Here is a 25,278-nt window from a genome sequence, read left to right on the forward strand (position 1 = left end):
AAAAGAATAACTATATGAAGATTTTAAAAGGTATTACATTATTCATTTTTATGGCAACCTGTTCGCTTTCTGCACAAGAAATATCGAATCATGCATTAGGATTACGATTAGGAGACAGTGACGGATTCGGTGCTGAAATCAGTTATCAAAAATCTCTTACTCGCGACACAAGGGTTGAATTTGACCTCGGATGGAGAGATAGCAGAAATTTTAATGCGTTTAAAATAGCCGGTCTTTACCAGTGGGTACGCCCAATTGAAGGTGATTTTCAATGGTACTACGGCGTTGGTGGCGGTTTAGGAAGTGTTGATTTTCCTGGTGATGATGGCGGTTTATTCGTTTTTGCTGCAGGTGATGTCGGCATAGAGTACAATTTTGACATTCCGTTAATTCTATCTTTGGATTTTAGACCAGAATTAGGAGTTATTGGCTATGACGGATTCTCTGATAATTTTGATTTCGATATCGGACTAGGTATTCGTTACCAGTTTTAGCCTTAATTAAAACAATATAATGAAGACCTCTAACCATTGCGTTAGAGGTCTTTTTTTATATCCTATATATAAGTACATTTGCAACTTAACCTAAGTGAAATATATGAAACATAGTATTTTAATACTGCTTGCAGGAGTCTTATTGTTTAGCTGTAATTCAAAGCCAGAAAGCTTTACCCTTAACGGTAAGCTTAGAGGCGAAATGACTGATGGCACTCGTGTTTTCTTGAAAAAAATAGGAGAAAACAATCAACCAATGGAAGTTGATACCGCTACCACCACAAATGGCGAATTTACTTTTACTGGAAAATCTGATATTCCTGAACTTCATTACATCTTTGTTGAACAACTACCCGGCTATACTGCTGTAATTCTTGAAAACGGAGAAATACAATTTAGCGCACAAAGAGACAGTATGGGCTTCGCTGATATAAGCGGAACTTTTCAAAATGACACTTTCGCAGACTACATGGAGCAATCGAGAGAAATTTCAATGCAGGCGCAATCTATACAACAAGACATGAAAGCAGCATCTGGTGAATCGGCTTTGGCTTTGCAAGATGAAATGAAAGAGTTACAAGAAGAGTACAAAACTTTTGAACTGGACTATGTAAAAGCGCACCCTAAAGCGTTAATATCTGCTTTAGTATTAGATAGAGCAGTTGCGACTAAGGCAGTTGAATTAGAAGAAGCTGAAGAAATTTACAAGACATTATCTGAAGAAATTAAAGGTTCTAAACCAGGAAAACAAATTTTAGAAGGCATTGAAAAACTAAAGGCTTCTGAAGCAGCAGGTAAAAACTCTAGTATTGGCGCTAAAGCTCCTGATTTCTCAGGTCCTAGTCCTGATGGTACTGAACTTGCCTTGAAAGATGTTATGGGAAAAGTAACCTTAATCGATTTCTGGGCCGGATGGTGTAGACCTTGTAGAGCTGAGAACCCTAATATCGTTGCTGTTTATAATAAATACCACGACAAAGGATTAAACGTTCTGGGTGTTTCCTTAGATAGAACCGATGAAGCGTGGAAAAAAGCAATCGCCGAAGACGGATTGGTTTGGAACCATATTTCAAACATTGCTTATTTCGATGATAAAATCGCTAAACTATATAATGTTGATGCAATACCTGCTGCATTCTTATTGGATGAAAACGGAATAATCGTTGCTAAAAATTTAAGAGGTCCTGCACTTGAAGCTAAGGTTGCAGAGTTACTGAACTAGATTTCGAAACAAAACATAAAAAAGCCTGAACATTAAATGTTCGGGCTTTTTTATATCTTAATATTTGATAAATTAGAATGCACCTCTAACATCTCTGTAAGTACCTTCAACCGTAGTATTTGCTCCTCTAGTAACACTACCAAAGATATTCACTACAGAATCATCACCTAGAAACTCTATAGTCGCTCCTTCATTAAGAATTAAATCACCATATATAGTTAGATTACCTTCAACTCTTAAGGTTGCTCCAGCGTTTATTGCAACATTTCTTCTGCTGTAGTTTCTTCCAACTACTATAGTTCCATTCATTTCAAACAAGCCATCTGAATTGATATTGATACCTTCTCTAACAGTCCAAGATCCACATAGCAACAAATTGCCACCAATATTCATATTATTAAATCTTTTTGACCCTCTAAATGCAAAATCATCGCCACTATTGACGTTTAAATTTGCACTACCAGAATAGCTCTGCAATTCAGAACAACGTTCTGCCAAGCTATCGCTAGGTCTATTAAGTTTAATAATCTGAAATCCTGATTTACCAGATGCCGCAAAGATATAATCACCTTTTGTTGCTACATAATTTATTGAACCTGTTAGTTCAATTACACCAACACCTACAGTACTATTATCGTTAGTTTCCGAAAGACTTAATCCGCCAGCACCGTTAGCCATCAAAAGCACATTTTCGTTCACTGCAACGCCATTAGTTACAATTTCACCTGGTTCAGCGTTTTCAGGACTAGTTAAAATAGGCAAGTATTCTACAAAGCTTCCTGATGTGGCATTATATACTCCGGCTCCTTTTGTTCCTTCCGAAACAACTATATTTTCATTTAAATAATCTAAAGTACGTTTGGCATCAATACCGAAATCAGATTCTATAGCTATGCTACGAAGGGTATTTAAATTCTGATCCAAGAAGCTTACACCTTGTGCAGCATCTAAAACAGCGATTTCATTACCACTATACGCTACAGCACGTAAATCTGAAAAAGGAGCTTCATTTAAAGTAGTTAAATCATTTTTATCATAAACAACCACCAAGCCGTCTTGACCACTTGTTACTACAACGTTGTTATCTATAATTCTAACATCTGTTGCATTAAAGCCCTCTTGAAAACCGTAAGCGATATTAGAAGTATTCATTCTACCTCCGCTAACAGCAATTTTAGCTACTAATGAATTTGCCGTTGCGGTAACAGATTGCTCAGCATCTACGCCACCTGCGACATATATATAACCATTATCATAAGCTATAGAATTCAAATCTGCATTTGTATAGTACACTCTTGATGTAACTCTTGGGTTGGTAGGATCACTAATATCGATGACATCAATAGCACCAACATAATCTTGACCTACAGTATTGTAAGACACATAACCATAATCACCATCTAAGGCAACATGGGTAGCAGCTAAATTTTCTCCATTTGCAAATGATGGAGGAGCAATTTGAGCAACTAAAGAAAGTGGATAATCGCCAGCTTCTGCATCTTTACCTGTTATACTCGACCTTTTTGCGCTAGCGATGGGATCTTCAAAAATGTCTAAAACACCGGCACGATCAAAGTTTACACTATTATCTAGCTTAGATTGGTCGGTTTCACTTACTAAATTATCTTCAGGGTTTTCAAAAATGGTGGTTTCATCACTACAACTTGCTATAAAAAGCGAAGCGGTTATAGCCATTAGCCATACTTTTCTTACAGATAGGTTTGATTTCATTTTAATCGGGGTTTTTGCACTAACGCCCCGAATTGCCCTCTTGTTGTCTATACACAGAGAAATACGATGAAATACACTTTATTAGGGTTAATAATACACTTTATCGGTTAAAAAACAGGAAAGTAATCTAAATCTTACCCATTTTCTCAAGTACCAATAATAGTAGTATTGGCAATGCCAGCAAACCTACCATTAGAGTTTCTGTCTGCAATAAGCTAGGCATGAATAATAAGGTACAGGCATACCCTCCAATCGCTCCTCCAAAATGAGCAGTATGTCCAATATTGCCTAATCGCTTTTTCATACCATAAATAGAATAAAGCAAATAACCAATACCCACAACATACGCAGGAACCGGAATTGGAATAAACATAATACCCAATTGCATGTTTGGTTGTAAGAGAATCGCCGAATACAATATACCCGTTACCGCACCACTTGCACCAACCGCAGAATAATAAGGTTCGTCTTTATGAAAACTTAATGCCAACAAGCTACCACCAATAAGACTTACGGCATAAATGATTAAAAACTGAGTTGTTCCAAACCAATTGATGACTACGCCCGCAAAGAAATAAAGCGTAAGCATATTAAACAATAAATGTGAAATATCTACATGCAGAAATCCCGATGTTGCCATACGTTCTTTCTGACCCGCTTTAATTGCCCCAATACTAAATTTGTAGCGTTCAAAAAAAGTAGTATCATTGAATCCCTTCATTGACACTAATACATTTGCCGCTATTATTGCTATGGTCGCTATATCAATGTTGTACATTATCTGCCCTTTATTTGGCGTCAAATATAACTATATTTGCCCATAATTTTTTTTGAAAATGCAACTACTGGCCTTTGTTTTGATCTATCCCTTTTTATGGGTTGTTTCTATTTTGCCACATCGCTTATTTTATGGTTTATCTGATATTGCCTGTTTCTTCATATATCGCGTATTCGGTTATAGAAGAAAAGTGGTGCAAGAGAATTTGAATTTGGTTTTTCCAGATAAGTCTGCAGATGAAATTCATCATATTGAAAAGGAATTCTACAAACACCTTTGTGATATGTTTTTAGAAATGGTCAAGACCATGAACCTTAGTAAAGAGGCTGTCGCTAAAAAATACCATCTTGTAAATCCTGAAGTTTTACTGGAAATCGAAAAAGAACGTAGCATTATTATTTTATGCGCACATTATGCCAATTGGGAATGGAACGTAAGCATCAATAACTACGTAAACTCTAAAGGATATGCAGTTTACCAAAAAATAAACAACTCTTATTTTGATAATTTCATTAGAAAAACAAGAGCTAGATGGAATACAACTTTAATTACACAAGGGCAGACCGCTAAAACAGTCATTCATAATTTTAGCAATAATGTTCGTGCTACCTACGGCATGGTAAGCGACCAGTCGCCACAAGCGCACAGAGCTCATTATTGGACAGACTTTATGGGTATTACTGTACCCATATTTAATGGTGGCGAAGCGCTCGCACGCAAAACGGGATTGGCAACGGTATTTTTAAAAGTAAGTAAAGTTAAGCGCGGTTACTATAAAGCGGAGTTTACCCCTATCGCTATAAATAGCAAAGAGACCGAAGAACATGAAATAACAAACAAATTCTTAAGGCTGACCGAAGAGCAAATTCGAGAAAAACCTGAATACTATCTATGGACCCACAAACGTTGGAAACATAGAGGTAAAAAACCAGCAGCTTTTGCTGATGTAAGTTAAAATAACAGAAAATAAAAAACCGGAAGCAGTTGAACTGCTTCCGGTTTTTTTATCGACAAATTTGATTTTTATAAACCTGCTATAGATTTTATTTCTCCAATAATTCTATCTGCTAAGCCGTCAGCCTCGGTCTGACTTTTAGCTTCTGTGTAAATTCTTATGATTGGCTCGGTATTCGATTTTCTTAAATGAACCCAGTTTTCTGCAAAATCAATTTTTACACCATCAATAGTAGACAGCTCTTCATTTGCATACTTTTCAGCCATAGATTTTAAAATTCCATCAACATCTAAACCAGGAGTCAATTGAATTTTCTTTTTGCTCATAAAGTAACTTGGGTAGCTAGCTCTTAATTCTGCTACTGTACCACCTTTTTCAGCCATTAACATTAAAAACAAAGCAGTACCTACTAATGAATCTCTACCGTAGTGACTTTCTGGATATATGATACCTCCATTACCTTCTCCACCAATAATAGCGTTATTCGCTTTCATTTTGGTAACTACATTAACTTCACCAACCGCAGCAGCTTCATATGTACCACCATGCTTTTGAGTAATATCGCGCAATGCACGAGAAGATGATAAGTTAGAAACCGTATTACCTTTTGTTTTACCTAAGACATAATCAGCACAAGCGACCAATGTATATTCTTCACCAAACATTTCGCCATCGTTACTAATGAATGCCAAACGGTCAACATCTGGATCTACTACGATACCGAAATCAGCTTTTTCTTTAATTACTAAATCGCAAATGTCTTTTAAGTGCTCTTTTAATGGCTCTGGATTATGTGGAAAATGACCCGTTGGTTTGCAATACAACTCAACCACTTCTACTCCGAATTCCTTTAGAAGCTTTGGTATTGCAATTCCACCAGTAGAATTCACTCCATCAACAACTACTTTGAATTTCGCTTTTTTAACCACCTCGGCATCTACCAAAGAAAGGTTTAAAACTTCATCTATATGTATATCAATATAACTGTCGTTCTTATTTATAACTCCTAAATCATCAACATCAGAAAAATCAAAATCTTCTTTTTCTGCTATTTCAAGAATTTTAGCTCCCTGAGCAGCATCTAAGAATTCTCCTTTTTCATTCAACAACTTTAAGGCATTCCATTGTTTTGGATTATGACTTGCTGTTAATATAATTCCCCCATCTGCATTTTCCATTGGTACCGCTATCTCTACGGTTGGTGTTGTAGACAGATCTAAATCGACTACATCTATACCTAAACCTACCAAAGTAGACACTACAAGGCTCTGCATCATCTCGCCAGATAACCGGGCATCGCGACCAATAACAACTTTTAATTTATCCTTTTTAGAATAGTCTTTTAACCAAATTCCGTAAGAAGCAGCGAACTTTACTGCATCAATAGGTGTAAGATTGTCTCCTGGTTTACCTCCAATTGTTCCTCGTATTCCTGAAATAGATTTTATTAGTGTCATATAATCTTAATAAGTTTTTTGCAAATATAAACGTATCATACTTATCACTATTGCCCTTCTTTGTAAATTCGAACTACTAAGCATAATTTAGGCGAATGAATTTTTTAGCTCATATTTACCTGTCTTTTAATGATAAAGATATTACAATAGGCAACTTTATAGCCGATAGCATTCGTGCCAATAAATTTGACCATCTTCCGATTAGGGTACAGAAAGGCATAAAACTTCACCGTCATATAGACACCTATACCGATAGCCATGCGATACCAAAAATCAGCAGCAAAAGGCTTCATGCAAACTACAGTCATTACAGTCGAGTTATCGTTGATATCTACTATGACCACTTTTTAGCTAAAAATTGGTCAAAGTATTCTGATGTACCGTTGGATGTTTTTGTGGATAATTTCTATGACCTTTTAGAAGAAAATTACGAGATACTACCTATCGGTGTCAAAAAAATGATGCCCTATATGATTACCGATAATTGGATATTCAACTATTCTAAAATGGATGGAATCGCTCGTGTACTAAATGGTATGAATCGTAGAACAAATAATAAATCTAAAATGAATTTTGCCATTATAGATCTCGAAGAACACTATGATGCCTTTGAAGCGGAGTTTACCGAGTTCTTCGAAGAACTGATTACTTTTTCAAAACAAAAGTACACTTCACTTACTAAATAAAAAATAATATTAAAATCTATTAACCAATATTTTAAACTCAATTATCTAAACTATAAATTTAACTAACTATGAACCAACTAAAATTAGTATTAATGCTTACTGCATTTGTAATTTTCAGCAGTTGCAAAGAGAATCCTACAGTACCAACGGGTACGGTTACAGAAAAAGCAATGGTAGTTTCGGCACGTGAAGAAGCTTCTAAAATAGGAAGCGATATTATGCAAAAAGGCGGTAATGCTTTTGATGCAATGGTGGCTACTGAAATGGCTTTAGTTGTCGCTTATCCCTTTGCAGGTAATTTAGGCGGTGGCGGATTCATGGTATATAGAAAAGCAAATGGCGAAGCGGGATCTTTAGATTACCGCGAGAAAGCACCTTTATCTGCACATAAAGACATGTACCTAGATTCATTGGGTAACGTAATACCTGGTAAAAGTACATTAGGGGCTACCGCTGTTGGTGTTCCTGGTACTGTTGCTGGTATTATTGAAGTTCACAAAAAATTCGGTTCTCTACCACTTGAAGAAATTATGGCTCCTGTGATTGCTTTGGCAGAGCGTGGCGTAGTGGTAACTGCCAATCAAGAAAAAAGACTGGCTAGCCAGCGCGATAAGTTTATTGAAGTAAATAGCGACAGTACCAAGTTTGCGACCGCGTTCAAAACCAACGACACCATTAAATATCCTGCTTTGGCTAATACCTTTAGAAGCATTGCAAAGAATGGTAGAGACGGATTTTATAAAGGGGAAGTTGCACAAAAACTTGCTGTATTTATTCAAGAAAATGGCGGGTATGTTACAGAAGAAGATTTAGAAAAATACCAAGCAGTATGGAGAGACCCTATCACTTTTAACTACAAAGACCTGCATATAATTTCTATGAGTCCGCCAAGTAGTGGTGGCGTAACCATCAATCAAATTTTCAAGATGATGGAAAAATACGATGTTGCCAAACTAGGTCACAACTCCCCTAAAATGGTGCAATTATTTACCGAAGCATCTAGAAGAGCCTATGCCGACAGAAACTTCTTTTTAGGTGATCCTGATTTTGTTGAAATACCTTATGACAAATTATTAAGTGATCAATACCTTGCCGAAAGAATGGCAAACTTCTCTTTTGATAAAGCTACCAAGTCTTCTGAAGTAGAACATGGCAATATTGAAATAGTTGAAAGTATGGAAACTACCCACTACTCTATTGTTGATCAAGAAGGTAATGCTATTTCGGTAACAACTACATTAAACGGCGCATATGGCTCTAAGTTGTATTCAGATGAGCTAGGCTTCTTTTTAAACAACGAAATGGATGATTTCAGCGCTAAAGCCGGTGTACCGAACATGTTCGGTCTAGTTGGCGCAGAAGCTAATAGTATAGCTGCTGAGAAAAGAATGCTTAGTAGCATGACCCCAACTATCGTTGAACGCGATGGTAAGTTATGGATGGTTGTTGGCACACCAGGCGGATCTACAATTATTACTGCCGTAGCTCAAACCATTTTAAATGGATACGAGTTTAAAATGAGCATGCAAGATGCTGTTAACGCTCCTCGATTTCATCATCAATGGTTACCAGACATGGTCATCTTTGAACCAGACGGATTCCCTGTTGACTTAAAAGAAGAACTAAAGACCAAAGGATATATCATCAATGAAGAAAGAACCCCTATAATCGGTAAAGTTGATGCTATTCGCGTTTTAGCAAATGGTAAACTTGAAGGGGGTGCCGATAAACGTGGAGACGATGCTGCAGTTGGGTTTTAGTCTAAACTAAATGTAATTATTATAGATTACATTTTTTGTTACAATCTATTATTAATGAGTTATTTGAATACATTATGCTAAAGAAATTATTTAAGTTAATTGGTATCTTAATATTACTAGCTATAATAGGCTATGGTGTCTTATATTACTTATATAATGAACCCGTACCTACAGGTGAATCTGGACCCGAAGCTGATGCTTTGGCGTATAGAATGTTTGATGCCCTTAATTACAAAAATTTCAATAATACTAAAGTTTTAGAATGGTCTTTTCGAGGTGATCATACCTATAAATGGGATCGCGAAAAGCAAATAGTTACAGTAGGTTATGATGACGTTATTGTAAACTTAGATTTGATTACTCCGCATTCTAGTATTGCTACAATCAATAACGAACCTGCGCCTTATGAGAAATCACAAGAGTTAATTGAAAAAGCACAAAGCTATTTTAATAATGATTCTTTTTGGTTAGTAGCACCGTTTAAAGCGTTTGATCGTGGTACCGAACGTTATTTAGTTCATTTGGAAGATGGTTCTGAAGCGCTGCTTGTTACGTACACACAAGGTGGCGATACACCTGGTGATTCATATCTATGGATAATAGAGCCTAGCGGAAGACCTAAGAGTTTTAAACTTTGGACAAAAATCATCCCAATTGGTGGTGTTGAAGCGACATGGCAAGATTGGATTGAAACAGAAAGCGGTGTTTTCTTACCTACGCAACATAAACTTGGTCCGTTTTCTATATCAATGGGAGAAGTTAAGGGTAACTAATAAAATATAATTATTCAATTAAAGTTTAACCATTACACCTAAGAAAACCATTTTATGCAAGATTATAAATTCCCATTAGATTTCAAATTCCATATTGGTACACTATCCAACGATTTTTCTGCTGTTGATGCAAATGGCAATATGGTTGCCTATGTAAAACAGAAACTATTTAAATTTAAAGAGGCTGTTGGTGTTTATCAAAATGATAGCAAAACGAACTTACTTTATAATATAAAAGCGGATAGATGGATAGACTTCTCGGCATGTTATTCTTTTTCTGACCCGTCTGGTAAGGAATTTGGAAAAATTGGTCGCAAAGGTTGGGCTTCTTTATGGAAAGCACATTACGAAGTTTTTGACGAGAACAAACAACTAAAGTATACGATTAGAGAAGAGAATGCTTGGGTAAAAGTAATGGATGGTTTAGTGGGTCAAATACCTATTATTAACCTATTTACAGGATTATTTTTGAACCCAGCTTATTTGGTAATCAACGGTAACAATGAGACTGTAGTTCGATTGTCAAAAGAAAAATCATTAGTTGGTCGTCGCTTTAAGGTTAGTGAAGTAAAAAAACTAAACGGTAATGATGATGATATTATCATTTTAAGCTTGATGATGATGGTATTGCTTGAACGCCGAAAAGGCTAAAATTCTGCTAAGCCATATTCATTTAAAACAATATCCCATTCTTCGGTTTCTATAATTTCAAGAATTCGCTGAGTAATGCGTTGCTCTAATTCTACATGTGTTTTTGGGAGTCCGAAGGCATAGAACTGTATATCGAATTTTACTGGTAGCAACTCTAACTTATGCAAAGTAGAATCTCTTTGAATAGCGTATTTTAAAATAGACTCATCGTATATGAAAGCCTTTATATTACCTTGATCTAAATTTTTTAAACCAATTGGCACATTTGGATACGTATGTATATCTTTAAAAAAATGTTCAGACAAAAAGTTTTCAGTACCAGAGTTAGTTATAGTACCCACTGCCCTACCCTTAAATTCATTAAAACCATCAGGGTTATTAGTAAGTTGATTTACGGTTAAACTCGATGCTATACTCGCTGTTAATCCTGAAATAAATAGAAGACCACCAAACATAAGAACCAAGGCGGTTATCTTACCAAATTTTGTAACCGGTGCCTTATCGCCATAACCTACAGTAGTCAAAGTTACAGCAGACCACCACATACCATCCCATAGTCCGCTTCTTCCAGGTCTAAATGCCTCCGGATTCTTCTTACGTTCAAACAACCACCCTAAAACTCCAAATAGAAAAATAATAAACAATAATATAAGTAAACCGCTTAGAAATCCGACATTTAAAAAACCACTTAAATATGACTTCAATCTATCAAAAGAAGAAACTTGGGCAATAGCTATTGTGGCATTTGATGCATAGAAAGAATGTGTAAACTCCATTTCTTTACTACGCTGACTGGTAATGGTTAGCGGATTAATACTTAAATCAATTCCGCCAGTGCGAAGAGAATCTAACATTGGAGAAAACTCCATAGGTATCATCTCATATTCAATATTCAAATCACTAGCTACCCTTTTCCATAACCAGACATTAAGTCCCTCAACATGCTCTCCGCTTTCAACTATAAAAGGTGCTGCAGCAGTGTAGCCAATACGTAATTTTTCATCATCGACTTGACTGCTTGCCGCGATTGAAATTAGTAATACGATGACTAATAGAAGAACTCTCATAAAATGGTCGGGTTTACATTCTTTTAAATATAATCATTTTATAAAGTATCGACAGATTAAGCTATTCACCTAAAATGAAGTAATTTTAGGTTCTTAAAGCAACTTAGTCTATGAATATTAAACTAATCACTTTCAACGAAGTTACAGCAGACCTACAATCTCAACTTACTGAACTCTATAAGCAATTAAATGCTGAGTTAACGCAATTAGATTTGGCAACCGCTCTTTCTGATTACAATACCACAGATGTTGTAATTTGTTTAGACGATGATAAATTAATTGGTATCGCTATGATGGCAAAATACAAAGTGGTCTCTGGACACAAAGGAATGATTGAAGATGTGGTCGTTTCTTCTGAATATAGAGGTCAAGGTATTGGCAGAAAGCTAATGGAAAAACTTTTAGAACAGGCAGAAAAGTCTAAACTTGACGATGTGCTATTATTCAGTGGTCACCACAGAACTGCAGCAATTTCACTTTATAAAAGCTTAGGTTTTAAATTAAAAGAGAGTGGTATGTATATTAAAAAATATTAAAGCTATACTTTTAATTAACCTTCTTAACGTGTTGTAATTGATCTTTTAACTCTTTCATTGATTCTTGTAACTGACGTAAAAGACTATTATCGGTAGTTGCATCTACATTAAAAGTAATTTTACTACTCACCTCCCATATTTCTTGAATCTGAAATGGTTTAATATCATAAGGCGGGTAGGTTTCATTTAAAGAGATTAGGGTAATATTATTTGAGTTCGGTCGTTTTTCTACTTTCTTAACCATAATGGAATCTTGAAGTACAACAACATACATTTTATTTGCACTCACGTAATCTATATGTTCAATTGCCCTAGCCAAAACCCATTCTCCCGGATGCAAATTAGGTAACATACTATCACCTTCTACTTGAAACCCTCTATAGGTTGCATTTCTAAATTCCGGAATAGGCAAATCAAAAGCTGGTAATTGTTGATACCAACTGGTATCGGAAATATTTTGTGGATATCCTGCCGCTGCTTTTGCATTCACCAAAACCATGTTATCCCTATTGGCAGAATCTACCGTTACTACCTTTGGTATTACACTTGTCTTAGAAGTCTCTAAGTACTGTTCTTCACTTTCTCCAAACAACCAAAGCGGATTAATTTTAAATTGTTTCAACAACTCTAAAACAACTTTACCAGAAAGCTTGGTTCTACCACGCTCTATATCTGCTGTTGTATTAGAAACGCCAATTAGTGCAGCAAAGTCTGCTTGAGTATAACCCAGTTCTCTTCTTAAATCGGTAAATCGCTTTAATGTCAGTTCGTTTTCCATATTCTTTTCCGCTTCAATAAAGATTTTTATACCTCTTTATATTTCAAATATAGTGATTATGGATTATATCCAAAATATTATTTGGATTATTTCCATAATTAGGAATATTTCCATAATTTTGGATTAATTACCAATTACTATGGATTTTAATAGGATAAAAGAAAAATTAAATATACTGGCAGATGCAGCTAAATACGATGTGTCTTGCTCAAGTAGTGGTAGTAACCGCAAAAACAAGGATAATGGTTTAGGTGATACGGGTAATGGTATTTGCCATACATACACAGAAGATGGTCGTTGTGTTTCTCTATTAAAAATTCTATTGACCAATCATTGCATTTTTGATTGCGCCTATTGTGTTACGCGTAAAAGCAATGATATTCAACGAGCTGCTTTTAAAATTCATGAGGTAGTCGATTTGACCATTAATTTTTATAGAAGAAACTATATAGAAGGGCTGTTCTTAAGTTCTGGCATCTTTAAAAGTGCCGATCATACTATGGAACGTTTGATAGCCGTTGCCAAAAAACTTCGTGAAGAAGAAAACTTCAACGGGTACATTCACCTTAAATCTATACCTGGTGCAAGTGATGAATTAATGTATGAGGCCGGTTTATATGCTGATCGTTTATCGGTCAATATTGAAATCCCCACTATCTCCGGCCTTAAACTTTTAGCTCCTGATAAAAAACATGAAGATTTCATTAAACCGATGTTGAAGGTGAAGAATGAAATTATACGCTATAAAGAAGAACGCAAAATCATTAAAAGCACTGCAAAATATGCTCCTGCAGGGCAAAGTACCCAAATGATTGTCGGTGCTACTGGCGAAAGCGACAAAGATATCATGTACTCTGCAACTCATTTTTACAAAAACTATAAGATGAAGCGAGTATACTATTCTGGTTACGTACCCATCTCCACAGACAGTAGATTACCTTCTTTGGGTTCTGAAGTACCAATGCTCAGAGAAAATAGATTATATCAGACAGATTGGTTACTTCGATTTTACGGCTTTAGTGTCAATGAAATTTTAGATGCCGATAATCCGAATTTAGATATGGATATCGATCCCAAATTGATGTGGGCACTTCGAAATCTAAATCATTTTCCTATAGATATTAATAAGGCAGAACCACGAATGTTAGCAAGAATTCCGGGTATAGGAATGAGCTCTGTTCATAAAATTATAAGCGGAAGAAAATACCGTCGTTTAAATTGGGATCATCTAAAAAAAATGGGTATTGCACTAAATCGTGCAAAGTATTTTATCATCTGTAACTCCTCTGATTGGGAACGTAGAGATTTAGACGCAGCTACCATAAAAGGAATGATTCTTCAATCTCAAAATAGTAAATTCAAAAATCAATACAACAATCAATTATCCTTATTTAACTAAACTAATAATTTAATCAAAACAAATGACTATGGAAAATATTAATAACACATTGAATTCGACAAATATTTCAATTTCAAATACTGTTATTGACCGTAGTCAAAGTCAAATATTAGCAATAGGATACCAAATGGTATTATTAAAAACTAAGATTAAAAAAAGACTAAAAATTGTATCACGAATCTTTTTCTTCAACTTCTAAAACTGGTTATTATGAATGCTTCAAAAACGTTAGTTTACGATGGTAGTTTTAATGGTTTTTTAACTGCTGTATTTATAGGCTTTGAACAAAAGCTTACACATGCCGATATTCAGAAACAAGGGCAATTACAAAGCGGACTTTTTGCTGAAACAGAAACTATTTTTACAAATATTGAAAAAGCACAACGGGTTTGGAACGGAGTACGGAACAAAAGTAATACTGCTATTAAAAATATTTATTTTGCCTTCTTGAGCGAACAGAATAATATGGAAGCTTTAATCTACCGTTATATTCAAAAGTTAATGGGAAGTAAACACAAGGGAGCAACTGATTTTAGTGATGATGGAGTTTTAAAGATAAATCAACTTGCACATAAGGTCGGAAGAGAAAAGCATCGTATGGAAGCATTTGTACGGTTTCAATTAACAAAAGACGATGTTTATTTTGCGAACATAGAACCAGATTTTGATGTACTGCCTTTAATCTCTAAGCATTTTAGAAATCGTTACGCCGACCAACAATGGATTATTTATGATGTTAAACGTAAATACGGACTATTCTATGATTTAAATACTGTTGAAATCATTTCATTAGATTTATCTGATATTCATACCAATAGGATGGAGAAAAGTGCTGCTTTCACAGATGCTGAATATGAATATCAAGATCTTTGGAATAATTACTTCAAAAGCACAACTATAAAATCTCGTATTAATAACAAACTACATGTTCAACATGTACCAAAGCGTTATTGGAAATATCTGTCTGAAAAGAAAGAAGCTGTTTAAAGTTATTAAACCTTTATTCTAATAAAAGGGATAAAATAATTTTACAAGAATATCATACAGCAGTATTCGTAGCAACTTCTACTTGTTAACATCATTACTTTTTTTGGATAATTAAATCTTATAAACGAAATAATAGACAGACTTGTCTGTATTCAAAATATTTGATTACTTTTGCATCATGAAACATGCAGAGGTTAAAAATAAGATTATTGAAACTGCGTCATTTTTATTTTATAAGAATGGTTATAATTCTACCGGTATAAATCAAATTATTGCCGAAGCTGGCATCGCCAAGGCAACCCTCTACAATCATTTTAAGTCTAAAGAGGAGATTTGTGTAGCATACCTACAGTATAAGAATATGAACTTTCTTAAAGATTTTAAAAGTTTCATAAGTTCTAAACCACAAGGAAGAACTCAAATTTTAGCGATTTTCGACTTTCTTGAATTGTTTTATCAAGACAAAGATTTTAATGGTTGTTGGTGCATAAAGACCGTATCAGAAATACCAAAGGATAATGAGATGATTAGAAATGAAATACAATCTCAAAAAAATGATTTCATAACGCTTATTTCAAAATTAATCTCTAATAATTTAGGTGAAATTAAAAGTGAACAAGTCAATTCTTTAGCAAGACAAATTTACTTGTTATATGAAAGTGCAGTTGGTGAAAGTCATCTTCACCAAGAAAACTGGCCAATTCATGAATCTAAAAATTTATGTGAAAAAATAATAGCCTAAAAAAATTTGAATTTACAAAGACAGACTTGTCTGTCTATTTTTTTTAATAATTAAACATAATTGCAATGAAAGAATTTGAAAACAAAGTAGCCTTAGTAATTGGCGGTACAAGTGGTATTGGTAATTCAACTACAAATGCATTATTAGAAGGTGGTGCAACTGTACATGTTGTTGGCAGAAATACTGATAAAATCGCAGATGCACCAAACTTGATAAAACATACAGCTAATATATCCAACACTGCTGATGTAGACGCCTTGGTGTCTAAAATTGACACTTTAGATAACTTAGACTATTTGGTAAACGCCTCAGGTATATTTGGACCAAAACCATTTTTAGATCACACTATGGAGGATTACAATTCTTACCAAGACCTAAATAGAGGTTTCTTTTTTATAACACAAAGTGTAGCTAAAAAGATGAAAGCAACTAAAGGAGGATCCATTGTAAACGTTGGATCTATGTGGGCAAAACAAGCTGTAAAAGCTACTCCCTCATCGGCATACTCCATGCAAAAAGCTGGTTTACACTCTTTAACACAACATTTAGCTATGGAATTGGCAGATGATAATATTCGTGTAAACGCAGTATCTCCTGCCCTAGTAAATACGCCGGTATATCATGGTGTTTTTGGAGGCGAAGAGGCCGCTAAAGAAGCCTTAGTTGGCTTTAATAATTTTCACCCGATAGGTCGCTTTGGTGAGGCTGCAGATATTGCCAATAGTATTGTCTTTTTATTATCAGATAAAGCCGCATGGGTTACCGGTGCCATTTGGGATACCGATGGTGGAGTAATGGCTGGTAGAAATTAAATAATAGATATAAAGTCACGACCAAATGTAGCGTGGTCGTGGCTTTATTCTTTTTTCTAAGTCCATTTTGAAACAATCATTAAATAAATTATCTCATAATTCTTCATTCAATTGAGCAGATTTTCAGGTTTTAGAATTAGTGTTTTCCCAAGTTCTAAATCCCTCACCTACTCTTTTGAAAAAATTGCAAACACAATATGCGAATTATTTATGCAGAAGAATATTGATTCTTAAGCTCACATCAACCGTAATTTTGATTTTCTACATTTAATTTCTAAGTAATTTTCACTTCACTTTTGACTTCTGATATAGCATTAGTTTATATGCAGGTTCATTTCAACTACAACCTTAAACTATGCTATGAAAACTAGTATTTAGATTTATAACTTAAATAACTATATAAAAATCTAGCTTCTTTTAAAAACAACCAAACCATCCCAAACATTTTCAATTTAAGAAAATTAATATCTTATAAATCTTCTATTATGACCTAGGTCATATTTCCACATAACTACTCATCGTACATTTGCGATAGTAATTATGAAGAGAAGTATAAAACATATAGAATATAAAGAAGATACCGAAGCGTTAGCGCTATTAGCTAAAGCTTTAGGCCACCCCACACGTATTGCCATTTTAAAATATCTAAAAGATCAATCTAGCTGTTTTACTGGAGATTTAGTAGACGTATTTCCTTTAGCTCAATCTACAATTTCTCAACATTTAAAGGAATTGAAAAATGCGGGACTGATAAAAGGGGAACTAGAACCACCAAAAATAAAGTATTGCATCAATGAAGATAAATGGAATACTGCTAGGTCTTTATTTAAACAATTTCTAGAATAACAATTAAGAATACATAGGCTAACGACATTAATTAAAACAAGTAATTATGAATAAATCTATAAAAATATTAGGAACAGGTTGTGCAAAATGTCAATCTATGACTGGTGTTGTAAAAGAAGTGGTTTCTGAAAATAACATTGATGCCACTATTGAAAAAGTCGAGGACATTATGGAAATTATGAAATTCAACGTGATGACAACACCCGCATTAGCAATCGACGGTGTTATTACTATAAAAGGACGAGTGCCAACTAAAGCTGAAGTTCTTGCCCTTTTAAATAATTAAAAAAAGCAATATGAATTATCAAATAGAAGCTTCTTCCAAATGCGATAATGACGCAGTAATTCATATCAAGAAATCAGATATAGTTTTTGGAACCACTGCTAAAACATCAGAAGTAATGCCAAACCCTGCAGAATTATTCTTGGGTTCATTTGCTGCCTGTATGCTAAAAAATGTTGAACGATTTTCTGAAATGATGCAGTTTACATATGAACGTGCCACTTTAGAGGTTAATGCTGTAAGGCTTGATCACCCTCCAAGAATGGATCACATCGTTTACAACCTTAATATCTATAGTAATGACAATAAATTGAATATAGAATTACTAAAGAAAAATATTGAAAAATTCGGAACCATCTATAATACGGTAAAACAAGTTTGCCAAATTGATGGAACAATTATAAGAACACCCAATGTTTAACTGGTTACAACATTTTGCTGATTGGCTTATATATTCTGTATTTAATATTGAAGTAGGCTCTCACTTAGGTAATGCTTTGAATTTCTTTGTGTACGATACACTTAAGATTCTTATTCTTTTGTTTATCATCGTTTTTATAATGGGAATTGTAAATGCATATTTCCCAATTGAACGCTTAAAAGATTATCTACACAAGAAAAAATTGTACGGTTTAGAATATTTTTTCGCTTCTATCTTTGGGGCAATTACACCTTTCTGTTCTTGCTCATCTGTACCTTTATTCATCGGTTTTGTACAAGGCGGAATTCCGTTAGGCGTGACATTTGCATTTTTGATTACATCGCCTTTGGTAAATGAAGTGGCAGTTGCCATGTTTTTAGGGTTGTTCGGTATAAAGGCAACTTTAATTTATGCCATTTCAGGTATTGTTTTAGGTACTATTGGAGGCTGGCTTCTTGGTAGATTTAACCTAGAACCTTTACTTTCTGATTGGGTGAAAGAAATTCTTGAAAACAAACAACAACAATCGCAATTTCAAGGAGAACATCTTACATTTTACCAACGTCTACCCGAAATTACCCGTGGCGCTTGGGATATCGTAAAGGGAGTGATAATTTATGTGATTATAGGTATTGCTATTGGTGCTGCTATGCATGGCTATGTACCAGAAAACTTCTTTAACGATTACTTAGGCGGTGATCAATGGTGGACAGTTCCTTTAGCTGTTCTCTTGGCCGTACCCATGTATGCGAATGCTGCTGGTATTGTACCCGTAGTTCAAGTGTTCGTAGCAAAAGGAGTACCGCTGGGTACAGCTATAGCTTTTATGATGGCAACTGTTGGTTTATCTATTCCTGAAGCAACCTTGTTAAAAAAAGTAATGTCTATAAAGTTGATTATTATATTTTTTAGTGTGGTAACACTATGCATAATTATTTCAGGATATCTATTTAATCTCATTCTATAACAACATACCGCAATGAAATATCTCAATTTGTTTATTCTTGTTTTCGTTCTACTATTACAAACTGCAATTGGTCAATCTATTCCGAAAGTACATGCTATTGGTGCAATGAAAGACATGGGTAATACTTACCAAACAAAAGTATGGTTAGACACGCTACCCATCAAGCCTAATATGTACGGTATGGGGCCGTATGATAGAATGAAAGGCGAGATAACTGTTTTTGACGGTAAGCCTTTTTATGCTTCGGCATTTATTGAAGGTAAAGCTGTGGTTGGTCAAAGTTGGGATATTCGATCTCCTTTTTTTGTTTATAGCAATATTGAAGAGTGGGAAGAATTTGAAATTGAAGGTCCGTTGAACAGTATTGAGGTAATTCAAAACAAAGTTGCTAAGATTGCTACTGAAAAAGGATATAACTTAAAAGATCCTTTTGCTTTTAGAATAGCCGGTGAATTTGACCAAATGACACTTCATATAGTAACCCCAAGAAATAGTGATGTTGTAGGTTATAAGCCTGATGTAAAATCTCAAAACTTTAATTTAAACAATGATATAGGACAACTGTTAGGTTTTTATTCTGAAAGACATCAAGGTGTTTTTACTGGCTCAAAGAATTTTGTACATGTTCATTACTTAAGAGATGACCTAACATTCATGGGACATCTAGACAAAATTCAAACCAATGACCGTTCATTCAAACTATACTTACCAAAGAAGAAAAAAATTATAAACACGATAATTCGAGTTAACGATACTGATTTCTCAAAAGGTCGTTTAGGAAATATTCAAAATATAGATTTAGAAGATCTTGCAAAGTTTCACGGTCATTTTTGTGACGGACTGGTTGTGGGTCATCTCGCCCTGCAACAAGCTCTTCTCGAATTATACCCAGATGGCGTTATAGACCGTACAAATACTAGAATAGTAAGTAAGCCCTCTCCTTGTTTAACTGATGCCGCTATTTACATTACAGGTGGTAGATTTCAGTTTAATACTTTTTATGTTTCTTCTACAATGCAAGAATTATTTACAGTTCAGAGAATAGATACTAAAAGAACTGTAACCGTTAGCATGAAGGCTGGTTTAAAACCTTATGAAATTGATGAACTGGGTACATTAGCTATTAAAGGTGATTTACCTTCATGTGAGTTAGATAGACTAAAGGGATTGGAAGATGATTTTACCGAAAAACTCTTAACCACCGATCCTAAAAATAATTTTACTGTTACAGAAATAACCAATTTTAAATGGAATCCTATTTTAAAAACTGATTATTTAAAAACTGACATTTTAAATAAAAATAAAGCCAAGTGTGAATAGGAGAACTTAAACATATTGTTAAACTTTGCAAATGAGCTTAAAATGATTTTACTATAATCGTAAAATACTAATTACCTGATGAAGAAAAACAAAGCAATCCGTACGTTTACGTTAGCTACTGTTTTAATTATACAAATTATATTTCTGCTTTTAATTGCAAAAAACAATTACCACACTAATAACTATTTTGCAATAATTGCTATTTTATTAATTTCAGCTGTTGTCTTATTTAGCCATAACTATTTAGACCTACATCATAGCAAATATGATTATGAAAAATTATCTGTTGTCGTTTGGGTGCCTTTAGGTGCCATTGCTTGCCATATATTAAACGTTAATTATGGACTAGGCAGCGTTTTATCGGCAGGTATTATTGGCACGTTAGGTTCGTTCATTCCCATATTAAATAAGCAATCTAATTATCTAAAGAAATTACCTGGAGCCATTTATTGCGGAGTATTTGTTGGTATGTCAAGTAATACCATTACACCAACCTTAGGCTTTGTTTTATCTGCAGGTATTTTAGCAGGATTATTCTTTCTACTATCTAAAAATCTATTTATTGGTATTGGCGGTAAGCTAGGTACAATGGCTTTTCTTGGTGTATTTATTGTCTATCTAATTAATCTCATGGCGTAATGAATAATTTCATCATAATAGTTATCGGCATTTTAGGTGCAACAATGACTTTTTACGTGAGTCATCATCACAATCAAGGTGCAGTAAGAGCATCTGCACTATTATCATTATTGGTAGGCTTGTTTTTTTATTGTTTCCCTGATTTGCTGAATACTTACCTAACAAAAAATATACCTGTTGTATTCATAGGAACCTCTTTTATAGGTATGATTTCAACAACAACCAGAAGAAGTTATATTCATTTAGCAATAGCAGGCTGCCTATTTAGTATTATATATATTAATAAGAATAATTTATTTCAAGGCTTTGGTGGTGCTCTTGGTGCTCTAGCATTTATTGCGCTGTTAACCACCTTTGCTTTTTCATTTGCTTTTTCTAAAAGTATTCATAAACTAAAAGCGATACTAAGGTTACGTAAGTGGAAATAATTCTAATGATAACTTAACGCATTAACCTACCGGTAATATTTCCTGCAATAATATTGTTGACCTCATTAACGGTAGCAAAGTTTACATCACCTTCATACGTATGTTTCAAAGCACATGCGGCACTTGCAAACTCCATTGCTTTATAATCATCATATTGTTGCAATCCGTAAATTAAACCTGCCGCAAAAGCATCACCTGTACCAATACGGTCAACTACATGGGTAATATCAATATCTTCAGTTTCTCTAAATTCAATACCATTCCACATTCTAGCTCTAATTTTATGCCATGAAGAGTTTAAAGAAGTTCTTATTTTATCGAATACTTTTTCTATGGATGGAAACTCTGCTATTAGCTGCTTACTAGCTTCAATAAAATCTTCATTACTGTAGCTAAAATCTGTGCCTAATACCTCATTAATCTCATTTACACCGCCAATAAATATTGTAGAATAATGTAATAGTTCTATGAGCGCTTCTTTTGGGTCTTGACCATATTTCCAGAGTCCGCTACGGTACGTTGGATCTGCAGAAACGGTAAGTCCTTTTTGCCGTGCTAATTTTAATCCGTCTTTTAAAACGTCAAAAGCTCCTTGAGACAAGGCTGGCGTTATTCCTGTCCAATGCATCCATTGGCCATCTTCTAATGCATTTTCCCAATTTACCTTTGAAGGTTCAATTTCAGAGAATGCCGAATGTGATCGGTTATAAGAGATCATACTTGGTCTAATAACCGCACCTACTTCGAGAAAATAGACACCCAAAGGTCTTTTTGATTTAACCACTGCCGAAGTATCTACACCAAACTTTTGTATATAAGTCATTGCAGTATCTCCAATAAAGTCATCAGAAATTGCACTAATATGTTTTACGCTTCCTCCAAAATTAGAGATAGAGATACCTACATTCAATTCTGTTCCTCCAAAATAAAATTCTACAATATTAGATTGAACAAACTTCTTGTTACCTCTTGGAGAAATTCGCATTAATACTTCACCGAATGTTATGACCTGACCCATATTATAAATTTTATCCTAAAATAACCAATGCACAATTAATAACCATGGTTGTTAAAAAATATATCAAAACAAGAGTTAAATGAATGATTACTATGCAACAAAACTATATTAAAAAGCTACATTTTGTATAATACTTATGTAATTGGTGCAACCTTCTGTCTTATTTATTTACTTTGTTTATATGAAGCCGACTGTAAAACATGAATGGAGAAAAACGGAGAAAAGTATTTATATACCCAAGAATACACCCGAACTAATTACCATTCCAAAGTTTAAATACTTGAGTATACACGGAGAGGGAAATCCAAATAGTCCACTTTTTACAGAACATATTCAAGCTTTATACAGTGTCGCCTATGCTATTAAAATGACATTAAAAAAAATCACTACAGTACCTGAAAACTATACTGATTGGACGGTTTACCCATTAGAAGGTATATGGGATATTTCTGAAAGTGCCAAAAAGAATTATAAGGGTGTATTAAATAAAGATGAACTGGTTTACAATTTAATGATTAGGCAGCCGGAATTTATAGCTATTGATTTCTTTAATGAAATGCTTGAGCTTACAAAGAAAAAGAAGCCTCAAAGAATTTTAGATCAGATACAATTTACAGAAATTATAGAAGGACCATGTATTCAAATGCTTCATGTGGGTAGCTATGACAATGAAATTAAAACCTTTGAACAAATGGAAGCTTTCGCCATTTCAAAAAATCTAAAAAGGAAATCTAAGGTTCATAAAGAAATTTATTTATCTGATTTTAGAAAGGTGGCAGAAGAAAAGCTAAAAACTGTATTACGTTTTCAATTAGAAATTTAAAATTTTATAAAACACACCATACGCAAAATAAAAGTTAAGACAGCCACCTTATACCTATAAATAGAATAATGAAAGATATCTTCGTATCTTATTTATTCATCATCAAATCATCAATAACATGCAGTTAAAATCCTCGTTTTTTCTTTTTCTATTATTGACAGCTAATACATCTTTTAGTCAAAATAAAATTGCAGAAAATAAGTTCATAAGCATAGGTGGTATTGAACAATGGATTACCATTAATGGCAGTGATACCAGTAACCCAGTAGTTCTACTGATTCATGGCGGACCAGGTAGTACTATGAGTCATTATAAAGATGATGTATATGCTGAATGGATGAAAGAATTTACTATTGTTCACTGGGATCAAAGAGGTGCCGGTAAAACGTTTGGTAAAAATTTCCCTAAAGAAATTAATGAAGAATTTTATGCTAATAATCTGCTATCTGTAGCAGATATGACTAATGATGGCATTGCTGTTACCGAATATTTACTGAAACGTTTAGACAAAAGAAAAGTAATATTAATGGGCACTTCTTGGGGTTCTATTCTAGCTACACAGATGGCACAAAAGAATCCAGATTTATTTCATGCCTATGTTGGTCATGCACAATTTGTAAATTTTTCTAAAAACATAATCAATGCCTATTTAGAAGTATACAAATTGGCTGAAGAAAATGAAGACAAACAAGTGCTATTAAAACTTAAAGATTTAGGTCCACCGCCATACCAAATTGCCAAAAACTACGGTCAGCTTTTACGTGTAGTAAAACAGTTTGAAAAAGAACATTCAACACCTGCACCTTCTAACTGGTGGAAAATTGCTCCCGAATACGAAAATAATAAAGATAGTAGGGATCGATATAATGGTGATGATTACTCATTTCTAAACCTTGTTGGAGACCAACGTATTGGAGTAAAATCAATGGTTAGCAATATTAACCTTAATAATACCGCAGTTGTCTTTCGATTACCCGTTTTTATGATTCAAGGCAAGCATGATATATTATGCTCTACAGAACTTAACAAGCCATATTTCGAAAAAATTAGGGCTCCTAGAAAAGAATATTACACTGTTTCTAATGCAGCCCATGGTTTTAACGAAGCTATAATTGATAAACAATACGAAATTGTTAAAGCGCTTAGCGTTCAAAATTAAAAAAAAAACTACTTCCCTCCTTTTTCTCCAATAAACTGATCTCCTTTGGTTTTAAAAAGTACATTAAACGTTGTTAAACTCCCATAAATACGGGTAATATATTGTTGCAAATCAACCTTTTCTTGATCATCTAAATTCTTACTCGAATTTATTTTTTGTTCCATAACACGTATGCGATCACGTACCATCACTATTTTATGAAAGAAGGTATTTATCGGTATTTCTTTATTACTACCGCCGCTTTCACCAGGCTCTAAAACTATATTGCCACCTTTCCATTTATCTGCAATGGCAACACGTTGCGTAGCATCGCTCCACTTTTGAAGAATTGCAACCAAAGAACTTTCTACATCGAAAAAACTTACGGTATCTACCTCATTTTCAATAGCATCTATCACCTCATATTCAGAATCTATATCAATGGTTTCTAAACCATTATCCATAAATGTCACCCAATACATGGTACTAGAGACATTTGTAATTACCCCTTTACCTAATTCTTTATGTAGAATTCGAGACCCTATTCCTAATAATTTCATTGTATGC

28 protein-coding genes are annotated in these 25,278 nt (G+C 34.2%); 21 read left to right on the forward strand and 7 right to left on the reverse strand.

What is annotated here, in order from left to right:
• Window positions 1–14 precede the first annotated feature (14 nt).
• Together ACJJVT_RS05895 and ACJJVT_RS05900 are read left to right on the forward strand one after the other, a co-directional pair.
• A complete protein-coding gene (locus ACJJVT_RS05895; protein WP_405397205.1) occupies window positions 15–494 on the forward strand; it encodes a hypothetical protein in 480 nt (159 codons plus the stop codon).
• Between the two features lie 103 nt (window positions 495–597).
• Entirely contained in the window at window positions 598–1,716 is a 1,119-nt protein-coding gene (locus ACJJVT_RS05900) for a redoxin domain-containing protein (protein WP_405397206.1), read from the forward strand.
• Between the two features lie 72 nt (window positions 1,717–1,788).
• On the opposite strand, the gene ACJJVT_RS05905 is transcribed toward ACJJVT_RS05900, so the two are convergent.
• Complete coding sequence (locus tag ACJJVT_RS05905; RefSeq protein ID WP_405397207.1) at window positions 1,789–3,447, reverse strand: hypothetical protein; 1,659 nt, start codon at window positions 3,445–3,447, stop codon at window positions 1,789–1,791.
• Window positions 3,448–3,574: 127 nt separating this feature from the next.
• Window positions 3,575–4,225 carry a rhomboid family intramembrane serine protease gene (locus tag ACJJVT_RS05910; protein ID WP_133672838.1) on the reverse strand — a complete coding sequence of 217 codons (651 nt, stop codon included), beginning with the start codon at window positions 4,223–4,225 and terminating at the stop codon, window positions 3,575–3,577.
• Between the two features lie 58 nt (window positions 4,226–4,283).
• Between ACJJVT_RS05910 and ACJJVT_RS05915 the strand changes: the two genes are divergently transcribed.
• On the forward strand, window positions 4,284–5,180 hold the full coding sequence (locus tag ACJJVT_RS05915; protein WP_405397209.1) for a lysophospholipid acyltransferase family protein: 897 nt from the start codon (window positions 4,284–4,286) through the stop codon (window positions 5,178–5,180).
• Window positions 5,181–5,248: 68 nt separating this feature from the next.
• Here ACJJVT_RS05915 and glmM read toward each other — a convergent pair whose 3' ends face one another.
• Window positions 5,249–6,637, reverse strand: coding sequence for a phosphoglucosamine mutase (gene glmM, locus ACJJVT_RS05920; RefSeq protein ID WP_405397211.1), 1,389 nt, complete (start codon window positions 6,635–6,637; stop codon window positions 5,249–5,251).
• A gap of 95 nt (window positions 6,638–6,732) precedes the next feature.
• Between glmM and ACJJVT_RS05925 the strand changes: the two genes are divergently transcribed.
• The 4 genes from ACJJVT_RS05925 (at window position 6,733) to ACJJVT_RS05940 (ending at window position 10,507) form a co-directional block, all read left to right on the forward strand.
• The gene (locus tag ACJJVT_RS05925; RefSeq protein ID WP_405397213.1) at window positions 6,733–7,323 is read left to right on the forward strand and encodes an ACP phosphodiesterase; all 591 of its coding nucleotides are present in this window, start codon (window positions 6,733–6,735) and stop codon (window positions 7,321–7,323) included.
• 68 nt (window positions 7,324–7,391) lie between these two features.
• A complete protein-coding gene (ggt, locus tag ACJJVT_RS05930) occupies window positions 7,392–9,083 on the forward strand; it encodes a gamma-glutamyltransferase (RefSeq protein ID WP_405397214.1) in 1,692 nt (563 codons plus the stop codon).
• 74 nt (window positions 9,084–9,157) lie between these two features.
• The gene (locus tag ACJJVT_RS05935; protein WP_405397216.1) at window positions 9,158–9,856 is read left to right on the forward strand and encodes a hypothetical protein; all 699 of its coding nucleotides are present in this window, start codon (window positions 9,158–9,160) and stop codon (window positions 9,854–9,856) included.
• A gap of 54 nt (window positions 9,857–9,910) precedes the next feature.
• Window positions 9,911–10,507, forward strand: a complete 597-nt coding sequence (locus tag ACJJVT_RS05940) for a hypothetical protein (protein WP_405397217.1) — start codon at window positions 9,911–9,913, stop codon at window positions 10,505–10,507.
• Here the strand turns inward: ACJJVT_RS05940 and ACJJVT_RS05945 are convergent.
• A complete protein-coding gene (locus tag ACJJVT_RS05945; protein WP_405397219.1) occupies window positions 10,504–11,574 on the reverse strand; it encodes a transporter substrate-binding domain-containing protein in 1,071 nt (356 codons plus the stop codon). The two genes, ACJJVT_RS05940 and ACJJVT_RS05945, sit on opposite strands and share 4 nt — an antisense overlap.
• A gap of 110 nt (window positions 11,575–11,684) precedes the next feature.
• Here ACJJVT_RS05945 and ACJJVT_RS05950 point away from each other — a divergent pair, with 110 nt between their 5' ends.
• Window positions 11,685–12,110 (forward strand): GNAT family N-acetyltransferase, encoded by a 426-nt coding sequence (locus ACJJVT_RS05950; protein ID WP_405397221.1) that lies wholly within the window; start codon window positions 11,685–11,687, stop codon window positions 12,108–12,110.
• A gap of 10 nt (window positions 12,111–12,120) precedes the next feature.
• Here the strand turns inward: ACJJVT_RS05950 and ACJJVT_RS05955 are convergent, their stop codons facing one another.
• On the reverse strand, window positions 12,121–12,888 hold the full coding sequence (locus ACJJVT_RS05955) for an XRE family transcriptional regulator (protein ID WP_405397222.1): 768 nt from the start codon (window positions 12,886–12,888) through the stop codon (window positions 12,121–12,123).
• 139 nt (window positions 12,889–13,027) lie between these two features.
• Here ACJJVT_RS05955 and ACJJVT_RS05960 point away from each other — a divergent pair, with 139 nt between their 5' ends.
• The 11 genes from ACJJVT_RS05960 (at window position 13,028) to ACJJVT_RS06010 (ending at window position 21,732) form a co-directional block, all read left to right on the forward strand.
• Window positions 13,028–14,287: a putative DNA modification/repair radical SAM protein gene (locus tag ACJJVT_RS05960; protein WP_405397223.1), complete on the forward strand. Its 1,260-nt coding sequence runs from the start codon at window positions 13,028–13,030 to the stop codon at window positions 14,285–14,287.
• A gap of 210 nt (window positions 14,288–14,497) precedes the next feature.
• Window positions 14,498–15,274 carry a TIGR03915 family putative DNA repair protein gene (locus ACJJVT_RS05965; protein ID WP_405397224.1) on the forward strand — a complete coding sequence of 259 codons (777 nt, stop codon included), beginning with the start codon at window positions 14,498–14,500 and terminating at the stop codon, window positions 15,272–15,274.
• Window positions 15,275–15,452: 178 nt separating this feature from the next.
• The gene (locus ACJJVT_RS05970) at window positions 15,453–16,016 is read left to right on the forward strand and encodes a TetR/AcrR family transcriptional regulator (RefSeq protein ID WP_405397225.1); all 564 of its coding nucleotides are present in this window, start codon (window positions 15,453–15,455) and stop codon (window positions 16,014–16,016) included.
• A 65-nt stretch (window positions 16,017–16,081) separates the two neighbouring features.
• Window positions 16,082–16,828, forward strand: a complete 747-nt coding sequence (locus ACJJVT_RS05975; RefSeq protein ID WP_405397227.1) for an SDR family NAD(P)-dependent oxidoreductase — start codon at window positions 16,082–16,084, stop codon at window positions 16,826–16,828.
• A 540-nt stretch (window positions 16,829–17,368) separates the two neighbouring features.
• The gene (locus ACJJVT_RS05980; RefSeq protein WP_405397228.1) at window positions 17,369–17,674 is read left to right on the forward strand and encodes an ArsR/SmtB family transcription factor; all 306 of its coding nucleotides are present in this window, start codon (window positions 17,369–17,371) and stop codon (window positions 17,672–17,674) included.
• Window positions 17,675–17,720: 46 nt separating this feature from the next.
• Complete coding sequence (locus tag ACJJVT_RS05985) at window positions 17,721–17,960, forward strand: thioredoxin family protein (RefSeq protein WP_405397229.1); 240 nt, start codon at window positions 17,721–17,723, stop codon at window positions 17,958–17,960.
• Window positions 17,961–17,970: 10 nt separating this feature from the next.
• Window positions 17,971–18,378 carry an OsmC family protein gene (locus ACJJVT_RS05990; RefSeq protein ID WP_405397230.1) on the forward strand — a complete coding sequence of 136 codons (408 nt, stop codon included), beginning with the start codon at window positions 17,971–17,973 and terminating at the stop codon, window positions 18,376–18,378.
• Window positions 18,371–19,345 (forward strand): permease, encoded by a 975-nt coding sequence (locus ACJJVT_RS05995; RefSeq protein ID WP_405397231.1) that lies wholly within the window; start codon window positions 18,371–18,373, stop codon window positions 19,343–19,345. Before ACJJVT_RS05990 ends, ACJJVT_RS05995 begins: the two co-directional genes overlap by 8 nt.
• Window positions 19,346–19,357: 12 nt before the next feature.
• Window positions 19,358–20,665 carry an FmdE family protein gene (locus ACJJVT_RS06000; protein WP_405397233.1) on the forward strand — a complete coding sequence of 436 codons (1,308 nt, stop codon included), beginning with the start codon at window positions 19,358–19,360 and terminating at the stop codon, window positions 20,663–20,665.
• Window positions 20,666–20,743: 78 nt separating this feature from the next.
• A complete protein-coding gene (locus tag ACJJVT_RS06005) occupies window positions 20,744–21,304 on the forward strand; it encodes a hypothetical protein (protein WP_405397235.1) in 561 nt (186 codons plus the stop codon).
• A complete protein-coding gene (locus tag ACJJVT_RS06010) occupies window positions 21,304–21,732 on the forward strand; it encodes a hypothetical protein (protein WP_405397236.1) in 429 nt (142 codons plus the stop codon). Before ACJJVT_RS06005 ends, ACJJVT_RS06010 begins: the two co-directional genes overlap by 1 nt.
• Before the next feature lie 13 nt (window positions 21,733–21,745).
• Here the strand turns inward: ACJJVT_RS06010 and ACJJVT_RS06015 are convergent, their stop codons facing one another.
• Entirely contained in the window at window positions 21,746–22,750 is a 1,005-nt protein-coding gene (locus tag ACJJVT_RS06015) for a sugar kinase (protein ID WP_405397238.1), read from the reverse strand.
• A 181-nt stretch (window positions 22,751–22,931) separates the two neighbouring features.
• Between ACJJVT_RS06015 and ACJJVT_RS06020 the strand changes: the two genes are divergently transcribed.
• Window positions 22,932–23,573, forward strand: coding sequence for a GyrI-like domain-containing protein (locus tag ACJJVT_RS06020; RefSeq protein WP_405397240.1), 642 nt, complete (start codon window positions 22,932–22,934; stop codon window positions 23,571–23,573).
• Window positions 23,574–23,691: 118 nt separating this feature from the next.
• Window positions 23,692–24,732 carry an alpha/beta hydrolase gene (locus ACJJVT_RS06025; RefSeq protein ID WP_405397241.1) on the forward strand — a complete coding sequence of 347 codons (1,041 nt, stop codon included), beginning with the start codon at window positions 23,692–23,694 and terminating at the stop codon, window positions 24,730–24,732.
• Window positions 24,733–24,740: 8 nt separating this feature from the next.
• On the opposite strand, the gene ACJJVT_RS06030 is transcribed toward ACJJVT_RS06025, so the two are convergent.
• Window positions 24,741–25,271, reverse strand: coding sequence for a hypothetical protein (locus ACJJVT_RS06030; RefSeq protein WP_405397242.1), 531 nt, complete (start codon window positions 25,269–25,271; stop codon window positions 24,741–24,743).
• Between the last annotated feature and the right edge of the window lie 7 nt (window positions 25,272–25,278).

This window comes from Maribacter sp. Asnod2-G09, from assembly GCF_045063795.1.
Classification (GTDB): domain Bacteria; phylum Bacteroidota; class Bacteroidia; order Flavobacteriales; family Flavobacteriaceae; genus Maribacter.

What these genes read in the sequence shown, in the direction of transcription:
- ACJJVT_RS05895 (WP_405397205.1), top strand. Translation starts at nt 15, where the DNA reads ATGAAGATTTTAAAAGGTATTACATTATTCATTTTTATGGCAACCTGT.
- ACJJVT_RS05900 (WP_405397206.1), top strand. Translation starts at nt 598, where the DNA reads ATGAAACATAGTATTTTAATACTGCTTGCAGGAGTCTTATTGTTTAGC.
- ACJJVT_RS05905 (WP_405397207.1), bottom strand. Translation starts at nt 3,447, where the DNA reads ATGAAATCAAACCTATCTGTAAGAAAAGTATGGCTAATGGCTATAACC.
- ACJJVT_RS05910 (WP_133672838.1), bottom strand. Translation starts at nt 4,225, where the DNA reads ATGTACAACATTGATATAGCGACCATAGCAATAATAGCGGCAAATGTA.
- ACJJVT_RS05915 (WP_405397209.1), top strand. Translation starts at nt 4,284, where the DNA reads ATGCAACTACTGGCCTTTGTTTTGATCTATCCCTTTTTATGGGTTGTT.
- glmM (WP_405397211.1), bottom strand. Translation starts at nt 6,637, where the DNA reads ATGACACTAATAAAATCTATTTCAGGAATACGAGGAACAATTGGAGGT.
- ACJJVT_RS05925 (WP_405397213.1), top strand. Translation starts at nt 6,733, where the DNA reads ATGAATTTTTTAGCTCATATTTACCTGTCTTTTAATGATAAAGATATT.
- ggt (WP_405397214.1), top strand. Translation starts at nt 7,392, where the DNA reads ATGAACCAACTAAAATTAGTATTAATGCTTACTGCATTTGTAATTTTC.
- ACJJVT_RS05935 (WP_405397216.1), top strand. Translation starts at nt 9,158, where the DNA reads ATGCTAAAGAAATTATTTAAGTTAATTGGTATCTTAATATTACTAGCT.
- ACJJVT_RS05940 (WP_405397217.1), top strand. Translation starts at nt 9,911, where the DNA reads ATGCAAGATTATAAATTCCCATTAGATTTCAAATTCCATATTGGTACA.
- ACJJVT_RS05945 (WP_405397219.1), bottom strand. Translation starts at nt 11,574, where the DNA reads ATGAGAGTTCTTCTATTAGTCATCGTATTACTAATTTCAATCGCGGCA.
- ACJJVT_RS05950 (WP_405397221.1), top strand. Translation starts at nt 11,685, where the DNA reads ATGAATATTAAACTAATCACTTTCAACGAAGTTACAGCAGACCTACAA.
- ACJJVT_RS05955 (WP_405397222.1), bottom strand. Translation starts at nt 12,888, where the DNA reads ATGGAAAACGAACTGACATTAAAGCGATTTACCGATTTAAGAAGAGAA.
- ACJJVT_RS05960 (WP_405397223.1), top strand. Translation starts at nt 13,028, where the DNA reads ATGGATTTTAATAGGATAAAAGAAAAATTAAATATACTGGCAGATGCA.
- ACJJVT_RS05965 (WP_405397224.1), top strand. Translation starts at nt 14,498, where the DNA reads ATGAATGCTTCAAAAACGTTAGTTTACGATGGTAGTTTTAATGGTTTT.
- ACJJVT_RS05970 (WP_405397225.1), top strand. Translation starts at nt 15,453, where the DNA reads ATGAAACATGCAGAGGTTAAAAATAAGATTATTGAAACTGCGTCATTT.
- ACJJVT_RS05975 (WP_405397227.1), top strand. Translation starts at nt 16,082, where the DNA reads ATGAAAGAATTTGAAAACAAAGTAGCCTTAGTAATTGGCGGTACAAGT.
- ACJJVT_RS05980 (WP_405397228.1), top strand. Translation starts at nt 17,369, where the DNA reads ATGAAGAGAAGTATAAAACATATAGAATATAAAGAAGATACCGAAGCG.
- ACJJVT_RS05985 (WP_405397229.1), top strand. Translation starts at nt 17,721, where the DNA reads ATGAATAAATCTATAAAAATATTAGGAACAGGTTGTGCAAAATGTCAA.
- ACJJVT_RS05990 (WP_405397230.1), top strand. Translation starts at nt 17,971, where the DNA reads ATGAATTATCAAATAGAAGCTTCTTCCAAATGCGATAATGACGCAGTA.
- ACJJVT_RS05995 (WP_405397231.1), top strand. Translation starts at nt 18,371, where the DNA reads ATGTTTAACTGGTTACAACATTTTGCTGATTGGCTTATATATTCTGTA.
- ACJJVT_RS06000 (WP_405397233.1), top strand. Translation starts at nt 19,358, where the DNA reads ATGAAATATCTCAATTTGTTTATTCTTGTTTTCGTTCTACTATTACAA.
- ACJJVT_RS06005 (WP_405397235.1), top strand. Translation starts at nt 20,744, where the DNA reads ATGAAGAAAAACAAAGCAATCCGTACGTTTACGTTAGCTACTGTTTTA.
- ACJJVT_RS06010 (WP_405397236.1), top strand. Translation starts at nt 21,304, where the DNA reads ATGAATAATTTCATCATAATAGTTATCGGCATTTTAGGTGCAACAATG.
- ACJJVT_RS06015 (WP_405397238.1), bottom strand. Translation starts at nt 22,750, where the DNA reads ATGGGTCAGGTCATAACATTCGGTGAAGTATTAATGCGAATTTCTCCA.
- ACJJVT_RS06020 (WP_405397240.1), top strand. Translation starts at nt 22,932, where the DNA reads ATGAAGCCGACTGTAAAACATGAATGGAGAAAAACGGAGAAAAGTATT.
- ACJJVT_RS06025 (WP_405397241.1), top strand. Translation starts at nt 23,692, where the DNA reads ATGCAGTTAAAATCCTCGTTTTTTCTTTTTCTATTATTGACAGCTAAT.
- ACJJVT_RS06030 (WP_405397242.1), bottom strand. Translation starts at nt 25,271, where the DNA reads ATGAAATTATTAGGAATAGGGTCTCGAATTCTACATAAAGAATTAGGT.